This is a genomic window from Acidimicrobiales bacterium (genome assembly GCA_025455885.1).
GTDB lineage: Bacteria > Actinomycetota > Acidimicrobiia > Acidimicrobiales > Acidimicrobilacustridaceae > Rhabdothermincola_A.
This window is the reverse complement of sequence record JALOLR010000027.1, coordinates 1-13730: the sequence shown is the minus strand read 5'-3', so window position 1 is coordinate 13730 and position 13730 is coordinate 1. Positions and strand designations below refer to the sequence as shown.

21 protein-coding genes are annotated in these 13730 nt (G+C 72.2%); 14 read left to right on the top strand and 7 right to left on the bottom strand.

What is annotated here, in order from left to right; translation table 11 throughout:
• Positions 1-147 precede the first annotated feature (147 nt).
• Complete coding sequence (locus tag MUE36_15790; GenBank protein ID MCU0312394.1) at positions 148-432, top strand: hypothetical protein; 285 nt, start codon at positions 148-150, stop codon at positions 430-432.
• A gap of 45 nt (positions 433-477) precedes the next feature.
• Here MUE36_15790 and MUE36_15785 read toward each other — a convergent pair whose 3' ends face one another.
• Complete coding sequence (locus MUE36_15785) at positions 478-852, bottom strand: nitroreductase/quinone reductase family protein (protein MCU0312393.1); 375 nt, start codon at positions 850-852, stop codon at positions 478-480.
• A gap of 155 nt (positions 853-1007) precedes the next feature.
• Here MUE36_15785 and MUE36_15780 point away from each other — a divergent pair, with 155 nt between their 5' ends.
• Positions 1008-1412, top strand: coding sequence for an ATP-binding protein (locus MUE36_15780; protein ID MCU0312392.1), 405 nt, complete (start codon positions 1008-1010; stop codon positions 1410-1412).
• Between the two features lie 49 nt (positions 1413-1461).
• On the opposite strand, the gene MUE36_15775 is transcribed toward MUE36_15780, so the two are convergent.
• The 3 genes from MUE36_15775 to MUE36_15765 are packed head-to-tail and all read right to left on the bottom strand — an operon-like array spanning position 1462 to position 3369.
• Positions 1462-2406 carry an iron-containing redox enzyme family protein gene (locus MUE36_15775; GenBank protein MCU0312391.1) on the bottom strand — a complete coding sequence of 315 codons (945 nt, stop codon included), beginning with the start codon at positions 2404-2406 and terminating at the stop codon, positions 1462-1464.
• A gap of 58 nt (positions 2407-2464) precedes the next feature.
• Positions 2465-3151: a class I SAM-dependent methyltransferase gene (locus MUE36_15770; GenBank protein ID MCU0312390.1), complete on the bottom strand. Its 687-nt coding sequence runs from the start codon at positions 3149-3151 to the stop codon at positions 2465-2467.
• Positions 3148-3369, bottom strand: coding sequence for a hypothetical protein (locus MUE36_15765; protein MCU0312389.1), 222 nt, complete (start codon positions 3367-3369; stop codon positions 3148-3150). The genes MUE36_15770 and MUE36_15765 overlap by 4 nt, the downstream gene beginning before the upstream one ends.
• A gap of 255 nt (positions 3370-3624) precedes the next feature.
• On the opposite strand from MUE36_15765, the gene MUE36_15760 reads away from it, so the two are divergent.
• On the top strand, positions 3625-3963 hold the full coding sequence (locus MUE36_15760) for an anti-sigma factor antagonist (protein ID MCU0312388.1): 339 nt from the start codon (positions 3625-3627) through the stop codon (positions 3961-3963).
• Positions 3960-4370 (top strand): hypothetical protein, encoded by a 411-nt coding sequence (locus tag MUE36_15755; GenBank protein ID MCU0312387.1) that lies wholly within the window; start codon positions 3960-3962, stop codon positions 4368-4370. Before MUE36_15760 ends, MUE36_15755 begins: the two co-directional genes overlap by 4 nt.
• A gap of 14 nt (positions 4371-4384) precedes the next feature.
• On the opposite strand, the gene MUE36_15750 is transcribed toward MUE36_15755, so the two are convergent.
• Positions 4385-4639, bottom strand: coding sequence for a hypothetical protein (locus MUE36_15750; protein MCU0312386.1), 255 nt, complete (start codon positions 4637-4639; stop codon positions 4385-4387).
• 208 nt (positions 4640-4847) lie between these two features.
• Between MUE36_15750 and MUE36_15745 the strand changes: the two genes are divergently transcribed.
• The 6 genes from MUE36_15745 (at position 4848) to MUE36_15720 (ending at position 8013) form a co-directional block, all read left to right on the top strand.
• Complete coding sequence (locus MUE36_15745) at positions 4848-5645, top strand: sigma-70 family RNA polymerase sigma factor (protein MCU0312385.1); 798 nt, start codon at positions 4848-4850, stop codon at positions 5643-5645.
• 105 nt (positions 5646-5750) lie between these two features.
• Positions 5751-6179, top strand: a complete 429-nt coding sequence (locus MUE36_15740; protein MCU0312384.1) for an ATP-binding protein — start codon at positions 5751-5753, stop codon at positions 6177-6179.
• 117 nt (positions 6180-6296) lie between these two features.
• Positions 6297-6602 carry an STAS domain-containing protein gene (locus MUE36_15735; GenBank protein MCU0312383.1) on the top strand — a complete coding sequence of 102 codons (306 nt, stop codon included), beginning with the start codon at positions 6297-6299 and terminating at the stop codon, positions 6600-6602.
• A 38-nt stretch (positions 6603-6640) separates the two neighbouring features.
• Positions 6641-7048 carry an ATP-binding protein gene (locus MUE36_15730; protein ID MCU0312382.1) on the top strand — a complete coding sequence of 136 codons (408 nt, stop codon included), beginning with the start codon at positions 6641-6643 and terminating at the stop codon, positions 7046-7048.
• A complete protein-coding gene (locus MUE36_15725) occupies positions 7045-7815 on the top strand; it encodes a sigma-70 family RNA polymerase sigma factor (GenBank protein ID MCU0312381.1) in 771 nt (256 codons plus the stop codon). The genes MUE36_15730 and MUE36_15725 overlap by 4 nt, the downstream gene beginning before the upstream one ends.
• Before the next feature lie 51 nt (positions 7816-7866).
• Positions 7867-8013 (top strand): hypothetical protein, encoded by a 147-nt coding sequence (locus tag MUE36_15720; GenBank protein ID MCU0312380.1) that lies wholly within the window; start codon positions 7867-7869, stop codon positions 8011-8013.
• Between the two features lie 144 nt (positions 8014-8157).
• On the opposite strand, the gene MUE36_15715 is transcribed toward MUE36_15720, so the two are convergent.
• The gene (locus tag MUE36_15715) at positions 8158-8709 is read right to left on the bottom strand and encodes a DNA starvation/stationary phase protection protein (GenBank protein MCU0312379.1); all 552 of its coding nucleotides are present in this window, start codon (positions 8707-8709) and stop codon (positions 8158-8160) included.
• 119 nt (positions 8710-8828) lie between these two features.
• On the opposite strand from MUE36_15715, the gene MUE36_15710 reads away from it, so the two are divergent.
• Complete coding sequence (locus MUE36_15710; GenBank protein ID MCU0312378.1) at positions 8829-10106, top strand: DUF2254 domain-containing protein; 1278 nt, start codon at positions 8829-8831, stop codon at positions 10104-10106.
• Positions 10107-10141: 35 nt separating this feature from the next.
• Entirely contained in the window at positions 10142-11755 is a 1614-nt protein-coding gene (locus tag MUE36_15705; protein ID MCU0312377.1) for a serine hydrolase, read from the top strand.
• Between the two features lie 66 nt (positions 11756-11821).
• Here the strand turns inward: MUE36_15705 and MUE36_15700 are convergent, their stop codons facing one another.
• Positions 11822-12469, bottom strand: a complete 648-nt coding sequence (locus tag MUE36_15700; protein ID MCU0312376.1) for a hypothetical protein — start codon at positions 12467-12469, stop codon at positions 11822-11824.
• Between the two features lie 84 nt (positions 12470-12553).
• Between MUE36_15700 and MUE36_15695 the strand changes: the two genes are divergently transcribed.
• Positions 12554-13120 (top strand): nucleoside 2-deoxyribosyltransferase, encoded by a 567-nt coding sequence (locus tag MUE36_15695; protein MCU0312375.1) that lies wholly within the window; start codon positions 12554-12556, stop codon positions 13118-13120.
• A 355-nt stretch (positions 13121-13475) separates the two neighbouring features.
• On the top strand, positions 13476-13730 hold a 255-nt coding region (locus MUE36_15690; protein ID MCU0312374.1), incomplete at its 3' end, for a hypothetical protein.

Sequence of the window (13730 nt, the reverse complement as noted above, 5' to 3'; positions counted from 1 at the left end):
GTGAACACCGGTCAGTTGATCCAGGGTCCCCCGATCGGGACCAACACCACCGGCCAGGAAGCCGAAGGCCCCCACTGCGTCGGCGGAGGAAGCCACTGACGTCGCCTTCGCCGCGACGCGCCGCCCTGCGGCGCTAGCGTCACGGCGATGGGATGCTGCATCGGATTCTCGATCCTCGCGGGTGCTCCCCGCTTCGGCCTGGCGATGTTGTGGCTGTTCACGGACCGGCTGACGATCGCCTTCTCGTCGTTCTGGATCGGGTTGGTCGGCTTCCTCCTGCTGCCCTTCACCACCATCTTCTACGCGTTGGCCTACGCACCCATCAGGGGCGTGAGCGGGATCGGATGGGCCTTCGTGGTGCTCGGGCTCATCCTCGACATCGGCACCTACACCGGGGGGCGCCGCAGCCAGGAGAACTATCGCACCGCGTGACGTCGGTGGCGCCCCACCGGCCCGGCCCCGGCTCCCTCTCCGCCTTCAGGCGTCGTCGAGGCGCAGTTCGGCCACGTTGAGCCGATCGTCGCGCCGCACCGTCACCCGGGCGCCGCGCTCGGTCCCGTTGAGCCAGACCCGCGCCTCGGGTGTGGCCTCGAGGTTGGCCATCCACTGCGAGTCGGCCCGGAAGGTGCTGACGTAGACGGTCCCGCCGACCCGCATCGACAGCAACGGGACTTCGCGGAGCAGTCCGGTGCGCCGGCCGGTCGTCCCGACCAGGACGGCGCCCAGCGAGACGGGGACCACTCGCAAGGGGTTGGCCACCCCCGCCCGCACCGCCGGACGGACCACCGAGTTGAGCGCCCGGAAGCCCTCACGGACGACTCGGTCGCGGGCTTGGTCGAGAGTGGTGTTCACAGGCGGTGCAACCCCGGCGAGCGCAGGGCATTCCGAGAAGGGATCGCTGTGGCGAACGACCGGCGACGCCGATCCGCCCCTCGCCTCGCCCCCCCCGGGCCTCATCGCCCGCCACCTGGGGTAGGGACCGCGCAGCGCCGTCCCCAGGAGGCCCCATGGACGACATGCGAGTCACCGCGGACGACGAGCGAGTCACGGCGGTCCTCTCTGACGGTCCTCTGGCGCCCGCTGAGGCTCGACGGGTGGTGCAGGCGGTCCTCGTGGAGTGGGGGTTCGGTGACCTGGCCGCCGACGCCGAGCTCATGGTCAGCGAGATGGTGACGAACGCCTTCCTCCATGCCTCGGGCCCCACGGAGCTGCGCGTGCGACGCAACGAGGTCGTGACCGTCGAGGTCGCCGACCACTCCCCCGTCGACCTCGTCCTCGGGCGGACCGACAGCACGCGTCGCGTGGGAGGGCTCGGGCTGCGGATCATCGACCGCCTCGCCCGCCGATGGGGAGCGCGGGAGGTGGACGACGGCAAGGTGCTGTGGTTCGAGCTCGCCCGTTCGCCCGAATGATCCGCCTCGGGGGTCGGCGGCCGGGAGCGTGGTCCCTCGCGCGCAGCGTTCAGCGTCCGACGAGACGGCGGTGCAACTCGGCGAAGAGTCGGCGGTTCACCTCGGCCCGCCACCGCACGCCCCGCACGATGCCCTGCGCCCAACCGGGTCGTGCCGCCAGGGGCCGGATCACCCCGTCGAGCCACTCCTTGCCGTGTCGGGGGTCGGCGGTGGCGTGCTCCTCGTAGAAGGCCCGCGCGGCAGGGGGCGCGTCGAGGCGATCGAGGGCCCGGACCACCGCCCGGCACCGGGGACCGGCCTGCATCTCGGTGAGGCCCAGTGCGCCGATGAGCTCGGGTTGCAGGGTGCGCTCGGTGGCGAGCACCCCGTGCAGGACCGAACGCTCGAGCGCCGCGACCGAGCCCGCCTCGGTGATCCCGGTGCCGATCACCCCGACGAGCGCCCGGTGCAGCTCAGCGTGGACCGCGGCCGGCTCGCCCCGACCCATCTCGTCCCAGTAGTTCGCCGCCATGACGACCTTCGCAGGACCGTCGATGCCCACCTGGGCGACCGCCACGAGGTCGTCGAAGCCGGCGTCGGGGCCGCCCTCGAGCACCAGGAAGGCCACCACATCGGGCCACGTGGCCTGCTCGGCCAGCCAGGCGTAGACGGGCGGGAGGAGGTCGGCGGACGCGATGCGGCGGACCTGGTCCACGGCGTCGTCCGGGCCGTCGACGACCGGCGACCCACAGCGCGCGTCGAGGTCGGCGAGGAGGCGCCGCTCGATCTCGTGCTTCCTGGCCAGCTCCTCCGGACCGATCCGTCGCGTCGTGTCACAGGGATCCGCGGGCGAGAGGGCACGGGCGTGGATCTCGCGAAGGACGAGAAGCTCGCTGCGTCGGACGTCCTGGGGGCCGTCGGGCGGCGGGCCCGCATCCGACGGGCCCTCATCCGACGGGCCCTCATCCGACGGGGCGGTACCGGGTGCGGCGCGGACGAGGTCGATCGTGGTCATGGGTGCTCGCCTACCCACCCTGCCGTCGCGCCAACACCCGCGAGGCCGTCCGCCGCCGTCAGGACACGTCGTCGAGGCGGGCGAGCTTGACGACGGCGCGTCCGGGCCCGAACGCCCTCGCGGCGAGGAGGACGAGACCGCTCGGAACGATCGATCCGACGTGGGACACCTGGTGGGCCCCGCCGAGCTGGAGCAACGCACGGCCTCCGGGCAGGAGGACCCGGTCGATCGCGTCGAGGCACTCCCTGACGACGTCGAGCCCGTCGGGCCCACCGGCGACCGCGGTCACGGGATCGTCGGGGTACCCGGCCACCTCCTCGTCGGCGAGGTACGGGGGGTCGGCGACGACCAACGGGGCAGCCGCCCATCCCCCGAGCTCGGCCAGCGTCGTGTGCCGCACGGTGGTGGGCACGCCGTTGACCCGAGCGTTGTGCGTCGCGTAGGCGCACGCCACGGGGCAGGCATCCACCTGGACGAGCGGTCGCCCCGTCCGCACCGCCGCCACCAGCCCGATGTGGCCCGCGCCGCAGCACAGCTCGAGGATCGGCCCCGGCGGCACGGACCCGCTGAGCGACGCCGCCCACCGCCCGTGGCGCACCGTCCAGGGACGCGGTTCGAGGACCCTTCGGTCGTGCGCGATGCGCAGGCCGTCGAGCTCGACGACGGTGGGGCGGAGGCCCTCGTCGACCGGGAGGACCGGCCCATCGGCCGCAGGGACCCGGGGGCAGGACTCGATGGTGGTCACCCGCCGATCTCGCCCTCGCCCCTCACCTCGGCACCGACCTTGTTCATCTCGTCGAAGTGCTCCCCGACGGCCGGGTCGACGTCCTCGGCGGCCTGTTCGGCCAGCCGCTCCTCCTCCTCGGTGGGGGGACGGTCCGCCCGGCCGTGCGCCGTCGCCTCCTGCGCCTCCGCCTCACGGGTCGCGTCCGTGACCATCTCGTCGCCTCGTGCCTCGCTCATCGCCGGTCCCTTCGTTGGGGCGAGGACGCCCTCGCCGGAGTCGGGGACCTACCCCACCGACCCGGCGACAGACCTCACCGCCCAACCGACGGAGCTCGTCGGTTCTGGCCCCGCGACGGCCAGGGAACGCATGAGCGACAGGCGGACCGTCTCCCCCGCCTCCGAGGCCCTCACGAGGCCACGGTGCTCCCCGATCCCCTACGGTCGGAGCGAGGCCGCCGACCAGCGATCGACCGCGACCCGAGAGGAACGCCGATGGACACGTCCGACCGCCTGACCCTGGAGGTGCGATCGGCACCGGAGCCGCAGGTGACTGCGTCCGGTGAGGTCGACGCCTACACCGCCGACGCCCTCGAGCAGGCGCTCACCGAGGCCCGATCCGGTGAAGGCTCGCCCGTGCTGCGCCTCGACCTCCACGACATCTCGTTCATGGACTCCACCGGGCTGCGCGTCCTCGTCGCCACCAACAACGAACTCGAGCGCACCGGTGGTCGACTCGTGCTGGTGAACCCCTCGAGGGGCGTGCTGCGCCTCCTCGACCTCACCGGTCTCGACGGCAGCCTCGCCGTCGAGCACCCTCCGACCGGCGCGTGACGCCGCCCTCCGGCGTCATCCGGCTCGAAGTACCTGCCCTCCGGCGATCGCTGCGACTGCTCCGCCTCGCCGTCGCCGACGCGGCCACAGGACTCGCCTTCACCCTCGACGAGGTCGAGTGCGCCCGGATCGCGGTCGACGAGCTCGCGTCCGTGCTGCTGGCATCGGGGCCGGCCGAGCGCCTCGTCCTGACCATCGACCGGGGCGGCCCGGAGCTCGCCGTCGCCGGGCGCCTCATCGGAGGAAGCGGATCCGCCGCCTCGCCCATCGTCGACACCGTGGTCACCGAGTTGTTGGCGGTCTGCGTGGACGAGCACCACCTCGACGACTCGGGCCCGCCGTCGTTCGACTTCCGGATGCGCCCGTCACGTCGGGCACGGGGGCGGGCCGCCACACCGCCGGGGTGAGTACCACCCGTCCGTCACTCGACGATGCGCGTGGTCACGTCGTCGCCGAACCCGTCCCGCAGCGCCATCAGGAATCCCACCGGGTCGTCGATGTCGTGACCGGCGGTCCTGGCCAGACGTTCGAGCACCTCGGCGGGCCCCTCGACCGTCCCCGCATCCCAGCTGACGCGCGCCACCTCTCCGCGCACGTCGGCCCACGCCTCGATCCGCAGCCCGTCACGCCACTCCCCGCGATCGGCTGCCTCCCCCGGGGGCGTCAGATCCGTCACCGATGACCACCTCCTCCCGGGCACCTACCTCGCGCCGAGGCCCCCCAGAACCGCCTCGGGCGTTGGGAGCGACTCGGCGGAGAGGTCCGGCGAGGGAGGTTCGAGGCGAGAGGTTCGAGGCGAGACGTTCGCGACGAGATGTTTGGACGAGCACCGGAACGGGAACGAACCGGGTGCAGACACCCGCCAGACCGACCGGACGGTACCCATGGACCAGCCCACTCACCCCACCTCGGCCGAACGCCCGACCCGTCGACGCCGGGACCCGGGCCCCGACGACACGATCGAGATGTTCCGGCGCTACCGGGAGTCAGGCGACCGGACGTTGCGCAACACCCTGGTCGAGATGCACCTGGGGCTCGCCGACTACTACGTGAACCGGTACTCGCGTTCGGCGGCGAGTAGCGCCGAGGACCTGCGACAGACCGCCCTCCTCGCCATCCTGAAGGCCGCGGAGCGCTTCGATCCCGACGTCGGGGTCTCGTTCCGCACGTTCGCCTCGCGCACGATCGAAGGGGAGCTGAAGCGCTATCTACGGGACAGGTCGTGGGCCGTCCGGCCTCCGCGGCGCGCCCAGGAGATGCACCTCAGCCTGCGCCGAGTCGGCGAGGAGTTGACCCACGCGCTCGGCCGGCCGCCGACGGTGCCCGAGCTGTCGGCGGCGTTGGAGATCACCGAGGACGAGGTGCTCGAAGCGCTCGAGGCCGGCCAGGCCCGGAGCGCCACCGGGCTCGAAGCCCCGCTCGGCGGGGACGAGACCGCCGCCACGTTGGCCCAGACGCTCGGTTCGACCGATCCGGCCTATGCGATCATCGACGATCGTGACATCGTTCACGACGCCCTCGCCTCCCTCGACGATCGAGCCGCCAGGGTGGTCAGGCTGCGGTACCTCGAGGACATGAGCCAACCCGAGATCGCCGAGCGGATCGGGGTCTCGCAGTCCTACGTCTCGCGGATCCTGCGCACCAGCCTGGAGTCGCTCCGCACCGAGCTGTCGCCGAGGTGACACACTCGAAACCGTGAGCGACGTCGAGGCGGGCCCCTCCCCCGGCGCCACCGGACGAGGGCTCGGGTCTGACGGGCCGGGAGAGGCAGGCGGGGAGACGACGACGTGACCGATCGACCACCTCACGAAGTCAACTTCGAGGTGGGGGTCGACACGCTGGCGCCCCGACAGGCCCGCCGGCGCCTCGTCGAGGAGCTCTCCGACGTCCCGGAGGTCGACCTCGACACGGTCGAGGTCCTCGTGAGCGAGTTGGTGACCAACGTCGTGCGCCACGTCGGGTCGCGGGCCCGCGTGCGGTTGATCATCGACACCGACTGCGTTCGGGTGGAGGTGGCCGACACGTCCCGCGAGGTGCCGGCGGTCCGGCCGCTTCGTCGCGACGTCGCCACGGGCCGAGGGCTGCGCATCGTGGAGGAGTTGTCGGACCGCTGGGGGGTGGAGACCATGCCCGTCTTCCCGTCGGAGAGAGCCGGGCTCACCGAGAACCCCGACCCCTACGAGAAGGCCGTGTGGTTCGAGCTGGACCGGGGCTGAGGCAACCGGACCCCGCCACACCACCGACGTCGGGTTCGGGGATCCCGCGTGAGTCGTTGGTACCCTCCCGACACGGGCACCTTCCCGGGTGCGTCGATGCCGGGCGGAGGAGGCGACATGACCGATGAGCTCGTGACCCGCGGCGAGGACGGCATCCTCCGGCTCGACGGCGACCTCGACGCGCACTCCGCGCCGGAGCTCGACCGAGCCGTCGAGTCGGCCCTCGCCGACCGTCCTGCCGACACCGACCGACTGGTCCTCGACGTCGGAGCGGTCCACTTCGTGGACTCGAGCGGGCTCCGGTCCCTCGTCGCGGCCCGTCAGGGAGGCGAGCGGACCGTGGTGTTGCGATCCCCGAACCGCGGGTTCCGGCGCATCCTCGAGATCACCGGACTCGACAGCGAGTTCGTGGTGGAGGAGTGAGCCCGCCCGAGCCGGCACCGGGCGCGATCCACCTGGACGTGCCGGCGAGCACGGACCACCTCCGCCTCGTCCGGCTCATGGTGGCCGCACTGGCCAACGAGCACGGCGCCGACCTCGATGACCTCGACGACCTGCGTCTCGCCGTCGGCGAGCTGTGCGCCCACGCCATCGCCGACGCCGGCGACGACGACCGGCTCGCCGTCCGTGCGCTCGTCGACGACGGGCGGGTGCGCATCGAGGTGGCCACCCACGACGGCACGGCGACGACCGGCGACGAGAACCCCTTCCCCGGCGTGGCGGTGCCGACGGGCGTGGCCCCCATCGGCCTCGACGAGCTCGTCGGCGCGCTGTTGACCACCGTCACCGACGCCTTCGGCGTCGCCACCGACGGGCCCCCGCGAGGGTGGTTCGAACGGCGTCTCCGAGGGGTGGCCGACCCGCGGTGAACGAGGGCGGGTCCAGTGCGCGCGACGGCGCCGGGCTCGACCGACGCTTCCGGGAGCTGCGCGCCTCGCCGTCGACGGAGCGACGCAACGAGCTGGTGCTCGAGCACCTCGAGGTGGCCAACGCCCTCGCCCGCCGCTTCGCCGACCGGGGCGAGCCCATCGACGACCTCGAGCAGGTGGCGCGGGTGGCACTGGTCGGAGCGGTCGAGCGGTTCGACCCCGATCAGGGCGTGCCGTTCGTCGGCTTCGCGGTCCCGACGATCACCGGTGCGCTGAAGCGCCACTTCCGGGACCGCACCTGGGGGGTCGGCGTCCCGCGAAGGGTGAAGGATCTCGTCCCGACGGTGCGTCGGACCGTCGAGGAGCTCGGCGCCACCCGGGACCGGGTGACGGCCGGGGATGTGGCCGAGGCCCTGGGGCTCGATCTCGACGTGGTCCTGGAGGTGATGGAGGCGGCGGGCAGCTACCGACCCGACAGCCTGGACGTCGGGCCGGTCGACGTGGACGGCCCCACGGCGACGGGCGAGACCGACGAGCTGACCCGGGTCGTGGACCGCGAGGCGCTGCGGGCGCTCCTCGAGACGCTGCCCGAACGGGATCGCCGCGTGGTGGTGCTCGCCTGCTACGCCGAATGGACCCAGGACCGCATCGCCCGGGAGCTCGGGGTCAGCCAGATGACGGTGTCCCGCATCGTCCGACGCTCCCTCGACACACTCCACGCCTCGCTGACCGCCGACGACCGTCTGCCCCCCGACGCCGCCGGGTAGGGACCTCCTCAGCCCGCCGACCGACGGCGGACAGGGAAAGGGGTCCTCACCATGACCATCGGAGTCGCACTGGTCGTCATCATCGCCGGCATCCTCATCGCGGCCTTCCTCAACGCCACGGTCGGATGGATCGTCGCCGCCGTCGGCGTCGTCGGCCTGATCCTCGCCGCGGTCAGCACCACCCGCTCCCGGGTGTGAACCGCCGTGCGCCGCGGGCCCGATGACCGGGCCCGGTCGCGCCGGAACGCCACGAGGGGCCCGTGCCGATGGCACGGGCCCCTCGTGCTTCCCTCCCGGATCCCGGCGAGCCGGACCGGAACGCCGGGCTCAGCTGCCGAGATGTCAGCTGCCGAGGTGGGAGCGGACGAACCAGGCGAACAGCTCGAGCTCGGCGAGCTGGGCGATCATCAGGTCCTCGCTGACCGGGTCGATGTCGCCGAGCTCGTCCACCGCCCGGCGATGGTCCGCGATCACCCCGGCGTAGACGGAGTCGAGGGCCTCGAGGTGCTTCTCGGTGCGCGCCCGACCCAGGGCGTACTCCTCCCAGGAGCGTCCCTCGACGGTCGACCCCGGCGTGCCGACGGGCTGCCCGCCGCACGTGGCGATCCGCTCGGCCACCGCATCGGTCATCGCCCGCACCGACACCACCTGCGGGTCGAGCATCTCGTGCACGGCGATGAAGTTCGGCCCGACCACGTTCCAGTGGACGTGCTTGAGGGTGAGCTGCAGGTCGATCAGGGAGTAGAGGCGCTCCTGGAGCAGCGAGATCACCTGCTGGGCGTCCTCGGCCGGGAGGTTCGGCACTTCGCGGGCGCCGAGGAAGCTCCGGGCCTTCCCGTTGCCGTTACCGCCCTTGCTCTTCGCGGTCTTGCGGGACTTCGTCGATGTGGCCATGTGGTCCTCCTGGTCTCGAGTGGTCGCTGACGACGGGGACCTACCCGCACGGTGACAGCACAGACGCGAGTCGCTGTGGTGCCTGACTCACGGCGGCGCGGCCCGGGTAGGTCGTCGCCGTGCCCGGACCGGACCAGCCCTCGACCACCGATTCCCGACTCCGTCACCGACTCCGTCGCGCCGCCGAGAGCATGCTGCTGCTCCCCGTCGTGTTCGCGCTCGGAGCGTTGTTGCTGGCCGTCGGCCTGCTCCTCGTCGAGCCGGAGAGCGGACCGGTCGCCGACCTCTTCCCGGGCGACGCAGAGAGCGCACGGGCCATCCTCTCCACGATCGCCGGCTCCACCATCACCCTCGCCGGGCTCGTCTTCAGCATCACCATGCTCGTGCTCCAGCTCTCCTCGAGCCAGTACTCGCCGACCGTGCTGCGCACGTTCCTCACCGACGTCAACAGCCACCTGACGCTGGCCACGTTCGTGGCCACGTTCACCTACTCCATCGTCGTGCTGCGGGCGATCGGCCCGGGCGGTGAGCAGCGCCCGACGCTCTCGGTGACCGTCGCGCAGCTGCTGATGCTGGTCACCATCGGCGTGCTGGTGCAGTACGTCAACCACATCACCAGGAAGATCAGGGTGAACTCGATCATGCACGCCGCGGCTTCGGACGCCGACGAGGTGATCGGCCGGCTCCCCACCGGCGGGGAACCCGTCGAAGGATCGGGACTGCCGTGGACCGGCGGCCGGGTGATCCGGGCCCGCGGGTGGGGCTACGTGTCCTTCGTCGACCGGGAGGGGCTCCTGCAGCTCGCGACCGACCACGACGCCCGGATCCGGCTCCTGGTGCCGACCGGGGAGTTCGTGACCGAGGGCGAGGACCTCTTCCGGGCCTGGGACCTGGACGAGGAGGCCGACACCGACCTGCTGGACCACGTGGTGCTCGCCGAGGAACGCACCTCCGAACAGGACCCCTCGTTCGTGGTCCGCCAGCTGGTCGACATCGCGCTCCGCGCCCTCTCGCCGTCGCTGAACGACCCGACGACCGCGTCCCAGGCCCTGTTCCACCTCCGCCAGGTCCTGCACACGTTGCGCGAGCACGGCCTCCCCCGACCGCTGCACCGCGACGCCGACGGAGCCGAACGACTGGTGCTGGCCGTGCGTCCGTGGTCGGACTACACGAAGCTCGCCACCGAGGAGATCGGGTTGGTGGTCGCCGACCAACCCCAGGTCAGGGCGGCGCTGCGCCACCTCGAAGCATCGGTCGGCGAGCGTGAGGGGTCGGCGCCCGTCACCACCCCGTCCCCGCCCGTGGACGTGTCGCCCGCGCCGCGGACGAACAGCCGGAGCCGGACCGACGGGAACGAGCCGTTCGGCGCTCACGTCGGACGCCCCGCCCGGTGGTAGAACCAAGAATCCCCCCACGCCCCCGGAGGTCACCGGTGCACGCTCTCGTACGTCGTTCGGTCGGTGTGATCGTCGTGGCCACGTTGGCGGCGGGCGTCGCGGCGTGCACCGACGACGGGGACTCGGCTTCCCCCTCGGCGACGACCCAGGGCACGACGGTCGCGCCCGCCACCGGCTCGCCGAACTCGATCTCCGACGTCGTCATCCCCCCCGAGCGCATCCCCGACGCCGTCGACCAGCTCGACACCATCGTGACCGACGCCCTCGCCGCCACCGGCATCCCGGGCGCGGCCGTCGCCGTGATCCACGAGGGCGAGGTGATCTACGCCGAGGGATTCGGGGTGCGCGAGGTGGGCACCGACCAACCCGTCGATCCCGACACCCGGTTCCAGTTGGCGTCGCTCTCCAAGCCGATCGGGGCGACGGTCGTGGCCGCCGAGGTGGGCCAGGGGACGGTCGCGTGGGAGGACCCGGTGTCGGCGTACACGCCCGACTTCGTGCTGTCCGACCCGTACGTGACCGAGACCGTCACGATCGCCGACCTCTACTCGCACCGCAGCGGTATCCCGGCCTACTCGGGCGACCTGCTCGAGGACATGGGCTACGACCGGGCGGCCGTGCTCGAGAAGATGCGCCTGCTGCCGCTCGAGCCGTTCCGGATCACCTACGGCTACACGAACTTCGGCATCACCGCCGGGGCCGAGGCGGTGGCCGCCGCCGCCGGCGTCCCCTGGGAGCAGCTCTCGGCGGCGGAGCTCTACGAGCCGCTGGGCATGGACGCCACCACGTCGGTCTACGAGGACTTCCTGGCTGCGGACAACCGGGCCACGCTCCACAAGGAGGTCGACGGGACCTGGACCGCGTCGGAGCGCGACCCCACCGCACAGGACCCGGCGGGCGGTGTCACCTCGACGGTGAACGACCTGGCGAAATGGATGGATCTGCAGCTCTCCGCGGGCGAGGTCGACGGCCGCCAGCTCGTCGACGCCAACGCGCTGTTGCAGATGCAAGTCCCGGCCATCAGCACCCAGGAGCCCGCGGACGCGGCCACCCGCGCCGGCTTCTACGGCCACGGCATGAACGTCTCCTACGACGGCGCCGGCCGCGTGCGGCTCAGCCATTCCGGGGCGTTCTTCCTCGGCGCCGGCACCAACTTCGTCCTGTACCCGTCGGAGGACCTCGGCATCGTGGTGCTCACCAACGGCCAGCCGATCGGCGTCGCGGAGGGCATCACGGCCACCTTCATGGACCTGGTCACCCTCGGGCAGGTCAGCCGCGACTGGTTCGAGGCCTACGGACAGCTCCTCGGCGGGCTCTTGGAGAACCCCTCCGAGCTGGCCGGCCAGCAGCCGCCCGCGAACGCCGCGCCGCCCCGGGCGGCGGCGGCCTACGTGGGGACCTACGCCAACGAGTACTTCGGACCCGCCGAGGTGGCGGAGGTGAACGGTGCCCTGGTGCTCCGCCTCGGCCCCGACGCCCTGGAGTTCCCGCTCGAGGCGTGGGACGGCGACGTGTTCGCCTTCACCCCGCCAGGCGAGAACAGCCTGGGGATCACCAAGATCACGTTCACGGTCGACAGCGAGGGCACGGCGACGGGCTTCGAGTCCGAGTACTACGACCCGACCGGATTCGGCACCTGGACCCGCTGACGCGCCGGGCTCCGCGCCCCGTCCGGCGGAGCTGAGCCGGGGAATCAGCCGTCCGCTCGGCCCTGCTCAGCTCGACGGCTCGTCGGTGGCCGCAGCCGCGCCAGAGCGGCGCGCCGCGAGGAACTCGTCGGTGGAGTTGCTCGACGGGAACGCCTCGGCGGGTACCGCGACGCCGAGGAAGGCGCACAGGGGCTCCCATCCGGAACCGACCTCGTGGACGCAGAGCTGGTCGGGCGGGACGATGTCCACGACGCGTCGGTTGTGGTCCTCGTAGGCGGCGATCGCCGCATCGCGGTCGTCGCTGCGGCCGTGGAAGACGACGTCGGTGATGGCGGCGAAGAGACGGCTCGCCGCGGCGGGCTCGTGGTCGCGACGGCGCAGCTCGGGACCGATGGTGGCGTCGAAGCTCCGCCACCACGACTCGCTCGAGCGGACCGTGAGCACCACCTTCGATCCCGGGTTGGCCCGCCACAGCTGCTCCCACACGATGCACGCCGGGAAGTCGAGAGTGGAGCGGAACCCGTCGAGTGCGCGGGCGGGGTCCCAAGGGTCGCCGCGCACGGCGGCCGTCCACTGGTCGAAGTCCTCCGGTCGGCCGAACGCCTCGATCATGTGATGGCACGGTCCGAACCCGAGCTGCTCGAGCGCGGCCTTCATCGACATGGTGCCGGTCCGCCCGAACCCCGCCCCGATCACCGCCAACGCCTCCCCCATGCCGGCGATCGTAGCGGCCAACGCCCGGCACCCCGCCCCGCGACGCGGCGCGCCCGGCAGGGCGGGCCCCGCGAGACTGGACGGGTGACGAGCGCTCCCCGATCGGTCGTCGGGCCCCGCGTGTACCTGGCAGGGCCCGAGGTCTTCCTCGCGGACGCCGTGGAGGTGGGCGCCGCGAAGAAGGCGCTGTGCGGACGACACGGACTGGTCGGGGTGTTCCCCCTCGACGCCCCTGTCGAGCACCTCGACGGTCTCCCCGGCCACGAGATCGGCCTCGGCGTGTTCGACGTCTGCGTCGCGCTGATGCACACCTGCGACCTGGCCGTCGCCAACATGACCCCGTTCCGGGGGCCGAGCATGGACGTCGGCACGGCCGTCGAGATCGGCTACCTGCACGGGCGGGGGACGCCGGTGTTCGGCTACACCAACGTCGCCGGCGGTTACGCCGAGCGGGTGGCGCCCGACGGTCACACCGTCGAGGAGTTCGGCCTCCCCGACAACCTCATGGCCCCAGGGGTCGTCCACCGCTCGACGGGCGGGCTGCCCTCGCAGCCATCGGTCGCGGGCGCGTCCTCGCTCGACGTCGCCGACCTCACGGTCTTCGAGGCGTGTCTCCTGCGGGTCGTCGAGTTCGTCCGAACGCACCGCTGAGCGTCCGTCGACCTCGGACCCACCGAACTTCCCTCCGTCCTGGGTTGCGAACTGGCGTTCGTCGTACTACAGTTCGGGTTCTTCCCCTTTCGGTGCTGCTCTGTCGAGTCGGTGCCCGCCCGTTCGTTCGAGGTCGAGGAGCACGGCGATGGCCGTCGGGGAAGCCACCACGAGCACACCAGCCGGTACGGCGACCGCCGACCGGGCTCGGTCGTCGTCTCCCGGCTCTCACGCCGCCGCACCCTCGTCGGCCAGGGCCTCGACCAACAGTTCCTCCACCGCTGCAGCGCCCGGCTCCGGTGCATCCACCGCTGGGCCGCTCGCTGGCCGCTCGGACCGACTGGTCGATGCGTTGTTGTCGACCGTGCGGGCGCACTTCGGGGTGATCGACGGCGAATGGGGTCGACTCGACGCCGCCGGTCTCCGAGCGGCCGCCGAGGGGCTGCAGCGGGGCCTGTCGGCGCTGGAGCACCAACAACGCGAGGTGCTGCGGGTGATCGACGACCACCGGGCCTTCACCGTCGACGGATCCCGCGACGCCGCCGACTGGTCAGCGAACAACCTCGGCATCACCCGCAAGGCGGCCAACGACCGCCTGCGCCTGGGACGC

Excerpts from the sequence above, each read along its gene's own strand:
- MUE36_15780 (MCU0312392.1), top strand. The coding sequence starts at position 1,008 with ATGGACGACATGCGAGTCACCGCGGACGACGAGCGAGTCACGGCGGTC.
- MUE36_15745 (MCU0312385.1), top strand. The coding sequence starts at position 4,848 with ATGGACCAGCCCACTCACCCCACCTCGGCCGAACGCCCGACCCGTCGA.
- MUE36_15765 (MCU0312389.1), bottom strand. The coding sequence starts at position 3,369 with ATGAGCGAGGCACGAGGCGACGAGATGGTCACGGACGCGACCCGTGAG.
- MUE36_15700 (MCU0312376.1), bottom strand. The coding sequence starts at position 12,469 with ATGGGGGAGGCGTTGGCGGTGATCGGGGCGGGGTTCGGGCGGACCGGC.
- MUE36_15735 (MCU0312383.1), top strand. The coding sequence starts at position 6,297 with ATGACCGATGAGCTCGTGACCCGCGGCGAGGACGGCATCCTCCGGCTC.
- MUE36_15720 (MCU0312380.1), top strand. The coding sequence starts at position 7,867 with ATGACCATCGGAGTCGCACTGGTCGTCATCATCGCCGGCATCCTCATC.
- MUE36_15775 (MCU0312391.1), bottom strand. The coding sequence starts at position 2,406 with ATGACCACGATCGACCTCGTCCGCGCCGCACCCGGTACCGCCCCGTCG.
- MUE36_15760 (MCU0312388.1), top strand. The coding sequence starts at position 3,625 with ATGGACACGTCCGACCGCCTGACCCTGGAGGTGCGATCGGCACCGGAG.
- MUE36_15715 (MCU0312379.1), bottom strand. The coding sequence starts at position 8,709 with ATGGCCACATCGACGAAGTCCCGCAAGACCGCGAAGAGCAAGGGCGGT.
- MUE36_15790 (MCU0312394.1), top strand. The coding sequence starts at position 148 with ATGGGATGCTGCATCGGATTCTCGATCCTCGCGGGTGCTCCCCGCTTC.